This is a genomic window from Streptomyces sp. NPDC059853 (genome assembly GCF_042731495.1).
GTDB lineage: Bacteria > Actinomycetota > Actinomycetes > Streptomycetales > Streptomycetaceae > Streptomyces.
The window spans coordinates 1-5,084 of record NZ_JBHWJL010000342.1 but is presented as its reverse complement, the minus strand read 5'-3'; the positions used below and the strand labels follow the sequence as shown (position 1 = coordinate 5,084).

5 protein-coding genes and 1 pseudogene are annotated in these 5,084 nt (G+C 74.7%); 4 read left to right on the top strand and 2 right to left on the bottom strand.

The window, feature by feature from the left end; genetic code table 11:
* Both ACFV5N_RS24490 and ACFV5N_RS24485 read left to right on the top strand, forming a co-directional pair.
* Window positions 1-901, top strand: a pseudogene (locus ACFV5N_RS24490) (DNA repair protein RecN); the annotation flags it as partial.
* 118 nt (window positions 902-1,019) lie between these two features.
* On the top strand, window positions 1,020-2,117 hold the full coding sequence (locus tag ACFV5N_RS24485; RefSeq protein WP_385603751.1) for a glycosyltransferase family 4 protein: 1,098 nt from the start codon (window positions 1,020-1,022) through the stop codon (window positions 2,115-2,117).
* Window positions 2,118-2,133: 16 nt separating this feature from the next.
* On the opposite strand, the gene ACFV5N_RS24480 is transcribed toward ACFV5N_RS24485, so the two are convergent.
* Window positions 2,134-2,400 (bottom strand): hypothetical protein, encoded by a 267-nt coding sequence (locus tag ACFV5N_RS24480; RefSeq protein ID WP_385603745.1) that lies wholly within the window; start codon window positions 2,398-2,400, stop codon window positions 2,134-2,136.
* A 458-nt stretch (window positions 2,401-2,858) separates the two neighbouring features.
* Window positions 2,859-3,902 carry a LacI family DNA-binding transcriptional regulator gene (locus ACFV5N_RS24475; protein WP_385603742.1) on the bottom strand — a complete coding sequence of 348 codons (1,044 nt, stop codon included), beginning with the start codon at window positions 3,900-3,902 and terminating at the stop codon, window positions 2,859-2,861.
* Window positions 3,903-4,056: 154 nt separating this feature from the next.
* On the opposite strand from ACFV5N_RS24475, the gene ACFV5N_RS24470 reads away from it, so the two are divergent.
* Both ACFV5N_RS24470 and ACFV5N_RS24465 read left to right on the top strand, forming a co-directional pair.
* Complete coding sequence (locus ACFV5N_RS24470) at window positions 4,057-4,971, top strand: glycoside hydrolase family 16 protein (protein WP_385603739.1); 915 nt, start codon at window positions 4,057-4,059, stop codon at window positions 4,969-4,971.
* A 5-nt stretch (window positions 4,972-4,976) separates the two neighbouring features.
* A partial coding sequence (locus ACFV5N_RS24465) for a twin-arginine translocation signal domain-containing protein (RefSeq protein ID WP_385603748.1) occupies window positions 4,977-5,084 on the top strand: 108 nt, incomplete at its 3' end.

Genomic DNA, 5,084 nt, shown 5'->3' with positions numbered 1-5,084 from the left:
CTCCTACGCCGACGGCCTGGACGCCGACCCGCTGCGGCTGGCCGCCGTCGAGGAACGGCGCGCCACCCTGGCCCACCTCATCCGCAAGTACGGCGGCGGCCCCGAGGAGACGGCGGCGGGCGACGGCTGCTCGGCGCTGCTGGTGTGGGCCGAGGGCAGCGCCGCCCGGCTCGCCGAGCTGGAGGGCGACGACGAGCGGATCGCCGAGCTGACCGCCGAGCGGGACGCGCTGCGGGCGGAGCTGAGCGTGCTGGCGCAGCGGCTGAGCGAGGCCAGGGCGGAGGCCGCCAAGCGGTTCGGCGAGGCCGTCACCGAGGAGCTGACCCAGCTGGCCATGGCGCACGCCAGGATCGAGGTGGCCCTGCGGCACACCGACGCCGCGCTGCCCGCCGAGGGCGTCGAGGTCGGCGGGCGCACCGTGGCGTACGGTCCGCACGGCGTGGACGAGGTCGAGCTGCTGCTGGCCCCGCACCCCGGGGCCCCCGCGCGGCCGATCGCCAAGGGCGCCTCCGGCGGTGAGCTGTCCCGGGTGATGCTGGCGATCGAGGTGGTGTTCGCCGGCTCCGCGCCGGTGCCCACCTACCTCTTCGACGAGGTGGACGCCGGTGTCGGCGGCAAGGCGGCGGTCGAGATCGGCCGCCGGCTGGCCAAGCTGGCCGACTCCGCGCAGGTGGTGGTCGTCACACATCTGCCGCAGGTCGCGGCCTTCGCCGACCGGCATCTGGTGGTGGAGAAGACCAGCGACGGCTCGGTGACCCGCAGCGGGGTGCAGTCCGTGCACGGGGAGGGCCGGGTACGGGAGTTGTCGCGGATGCTGGCGGGGCAGGAGGACTCGGCGCTCGCCCGCGCGCACGCCGAGGAACTGCTGGAGACCGCCGCACGCCTCGGCCGCCGCGGATAGTCCAGGAGAGTGGCGCGCGCTACCGCGATGCCGCCGCCAACTGGCATTCTGGACGCCGCGCGCGGTGCGTGACCGCGACGTGACCCCGCACACAGCCGAGGAGAGGAGCGTGGCCGCCATGCCCGTGGTGCCGCCGGCGGCCGGACGTCCCCCGCAGCTGCATGTCGTGCAGCTGCTCGGCGGTGGCAGCGCCGGCACGGGGGCGCACGTGCGGTCCCTGGCCGCCGGGCTCGACGCCCGGGGCGTGCGGGTCACCGTGTGCGCCTCTCAGTACGCCGAGCGCCGGTACGACTTCGGGGGCACCGGCGCCCGCTTCATCCCGCTGCCGGTCCGGGCCCAGGCGGACGCCGTCCGCACCCTGCGGGCGATCTGCTGCGACGCCGACCTCGTGCACGCCCACGGCATGCGCGCCGGCCTGGTCGCCGCCCTGGCCCTGCGGCGCCGCTCCGTCCCGCTGGTCGTCACCTGGCACGCCCGGCCCGCCGACCAGGGCGTCCGCGAGCGGCTGCGACGGCTGACCGAGCGCTGGGTGGCCCGCGCCGCCTCCGTCGTCCTGGGCGCCACCTCCGACCTGGTGGACCGCGCCCGGCGGCGCGGAGCCCGCGACGCCCGGCTGGCCCCCGTCGCCCTCCCCGCCCAGCGCACGGCGCGCAGCCAGGAGAGCGAGCCGCACAAGGTACGGGCCGAGCTGGGGGTCGTCGACCGGCCGCTGCTCGTCGCCGAACAGGGCCACGACATGCTGCTGGCCGCCGCCCGCGGCTGGCGGTGGCTGGACCCCCAGCCGCTGCTGGTGATCGCGGGCGAGGGGCCGCAGCGCCCGGTGTGGCAGCGCCGCATCGAACGCGAGGGCCTGCCGGTCCGGCTGCTCGACCGCGCCCAGGACGTACGGCGGCTGCTGCCGGTGGCGGATGTCGCGCTCGCCGCGCCGCGCTGGGAGGCCAGGCCGGAACTGGCCCAGGAGGCACTGCGCGGCGGCGTCCCGCTGGTGGCCACGGCGGTCGGCGGCGTACCGGAGCTGGTGGGCGACGCGGCGGTGCTGGTCCCCTACGGCGAGGTCGCCGCCCTGACGGCGGCGGTCCGCACCCTGCTGGCCGACCCCGGCCGGCGCGCGGCCCTCACCCTGGCGGGCCGCGCCCGGGCCCGCTCCTGGCCGACCGAGGACACGACGGTGGCGCAGGTGCTGAGCGTGTACGACGAGCTGTCCGGTACCCGGTGATCCCCGGCGACGCGGGTCAGCCCTGGTAGAAGTCGGCGGTTGCCGGGGCGACGGGCCACGCTGCCGCGCCCCGCCGGGTCAGCGGGTACTTCACACTGAACAGTTCCCCGGACATCCGGATGTCGTTGACCTCCGCGATCAGGGTCTTCCCCTCCACCCGGACCGTCGAGGTACGGATCACCCGCAGCAGCGGAACGCCGGGCGGCAGCAGAAGTGCCGTGGCCTCGGACGGGCTCGGGGTCGCCGCGGTGATCTCCTCTTCCCACTCGATCGGCTGCCCCACCCACTCCTCGATGCGGTTCTCGTTCTCGCTCTGGTGTTCGTGACGTCAGCCAAGTGCTGGCACCTGTCCTCCGATGGGCCTCGGGTCCTGATTCCACCGCGCCCGCCTCCGGAACCGGGTGGGCCCGGCACCGACGTGTTTCCCCGACGCCCGAAGGACGGATCATCATGAGTGAGGGCGCATCGGCCCCCGCTACCCGGGGTCAGCCGCGTACTACCTCGACCGCATTCAGCGGCTCAGCCACGTCGTCGACGACGCCAGCGCCGACCGTGACCTGGCTGTCCTCCGGGCGCATGAGCGCGGAGCCAGCCCTCGGGAGATCGCCCGGCGGGCGCATCTCAAGCCCGCCGAGGTGGAGGACGTCGTCACCGCGCTGCTCGCCGAGGAGGACATCGCCGACTGGTGCGACGGTCCCGACTATCTGCCCGCCTCCTCGCGCTACCACTGAGCCCGGGGAGCTACGACGAGGCGCGCACCACCAGTTCGGCCGGGGTGACGATCGGGGCCGGCGGGCGGGTGTCCGTATCCGGCGATGCCGGGGTGGGGGTCAGCTCCCGCAGCAGCAGCTGGGCCATCATGCGGCCCATCAGCTGGACGTCCTGGCGGACCGTGGTGAGGGCCGGTTCGGCCCAGGCCGCCGGTTCCAGGTCGTCGTAGCCGGTCACCGCCACGTCCGCGGGCACCCGACGGCCGTGCCGGCGCAGGGTGCGCAGGGCGCCGGTGGCCATCAGGTCGTTGCCCGCGGCGACCGCGTCCAGGTCGGGGGCGCTCTCCAGCAGCCGGGCCATCGCCGCCTCCCCGCCGCGCGCCGTGAAGTCGCCGTGTGCCAGCAGGGCGGGGTCGGCCTCCGTGCGGCCGAGCGCGTCCAGATAGCCGGCCAGCCGGTCCTGGGCGGCGGTCTGGTCCAGCGGTCCGGTGATCACGGCGATCCGGCGCCGGCCGCGGGCCAGCAGATGTTCCACGGCCTGCCGCGCCCCGTCGCGGTTGTCGGTGTCGACGTACAGCGGGGCCGGGCCGGTCCCGGCGGCCGGCCAGCCCGGCCGGCCGCCGTAGACCGTGGGCAGCCCGGAGGAGCGGGCCAGGGCCGGGAGGGTGTCGTCGTTGTGCAGGGAGAACATCAGGACGCCGTCCACATGACCGCCCGCCAGATAGCGGCCGATCCGGTCGTCGTCGCCCGGCCGTTCGACGAGCATCAGCAGCAGCTGGGTGTCGTGGGCGGCCAGTTCGCGGCCGATGCCGCGCAACTGCTGGGCGAAGAACGGGTCGGCGAAGACCCGCGACTCCGGTTCCGCGATCACCACGCCCACCGCCCCGGTGCGCCGGGTGACCAGGGAGCGGGCGGCGCTGTTGGGGACGTACCCGAGCGCCGCCACCGACCGCCGGACGCGCTCCCGCAACTCCTCCCGGACCCCGGGCGTTCCGTTGACCACCCGGGAGACGGTGGCGCGCGAGACTCCGGCGTGGGCGGCGACGGCTTCGAGTGTGGGCTGATGTTCTGACACTTAAGGTCCTCTTGAGTCGCGGGCCCTTGACCGTACCGTCCGGTCCCGGCAAGGTGCTTGGCAACGCTCTGAGAGCGCTCTCAGCCAATCCCCCCACGGGACCTGTCCGACGTCATACCGCACCCCCACACGGAAGACACGTACTGTCATGAGCATGAAGAAAGCCAGGTGGCTCACGGCCGGGGCGGCGGCCTGTACCGCACTGGCGGCCTCCGTCGCCGTCCTGCTGCCGACCGCCACCGCCCAGGAACCCGCCGCCCTGGCCGAGGTCTGGCGCGCCGACTTCGACGGGCCGGCCGGCACCCTGCCCGACACCGCGGACTGGATCATCGACACCGGCACCGGCTACCCCGGCGGGCCGCCCCAGTGGGGCACCGGGGAGACCCAGGTGTACACCGACGACCCGGCCAACATCTCCCTGGACGGCGAGGGTCATCTGCGCATCACCGCGCTCAAGGACGGTGACACCTGGACCTCCGGCCGCATCGAGAGCCGCCGCTCCGACTTCGCCGCCCCCGACGGCGGCCTGCTGCGCATCGAGGCCGGTCTGCGGCTGCCGGACGTCACCGGCGAGCAAGCCCTGGGCTACTGGCCGGCCTTCTGGACGCTGGGCGCCGACTACCGGGGCGACTACTGGAACTGGCCCGGCATCGGCGAGTTCGACATCATGGAGAACGTCAACGGCGTCGACCAGGTCTGGGGCGTCCTGCACTGCGGCGTCAACCCCGGCGGCCCCTGCAACGAGACCGAGGGCCTCGGCGCCGCCACCCCGTGCACCGGCTGCCGGGCGGACTTCCGCACCTACGCCCTCGAAGTCGACCGCACCGGCGACACCGAGTACCTGCGCTGGTACCTCGACGGCCAGGAGTACCACTCCGTCAGCTCCGCCGACATGGACGCGCAGACCTGGGCGGACGCCGTCCACCGCGGCCACTTCGTCCTGCTGAACCTGGCCATGGGCGGCGCCTTCCCGGACGGGGTGGCCGGCTTCCCCACCCCCACCGCCGCGACCGAACCCGGCCACTCGTTGCTCGTCGACTACGTCTCCGTCCAGATCGGTGAGGTGTGATCCGCATGGTCAACCGCAGGAATCTCCTCAAGGGCGCCGCCGCCGGCGCGCTCGCCCTCCCGGCCGGCTGGGTGACCTCCGACCCCAACTACGAGGTGCTGCACGACTGCGCC

What these genes read in the sequence shown, in the direction of transcription:
- ACFV5N_RS24485 (WP_385603751.1), top strand. Translation starts at nt 1,020, where the DNA reads ATGCCCGTGGTGCCGCCGGCGGCCGGACGTCCCCCGCAGCTGCATGTC.
- ACFV5N_RS24470 (WP_385603739.1), top strand. Translation starts at nt 4,057, where the DNA reads ATGAAGAAAGCCAGGTGGCTCACGGCCGGGGCGGCGGCCTGTACCGCA.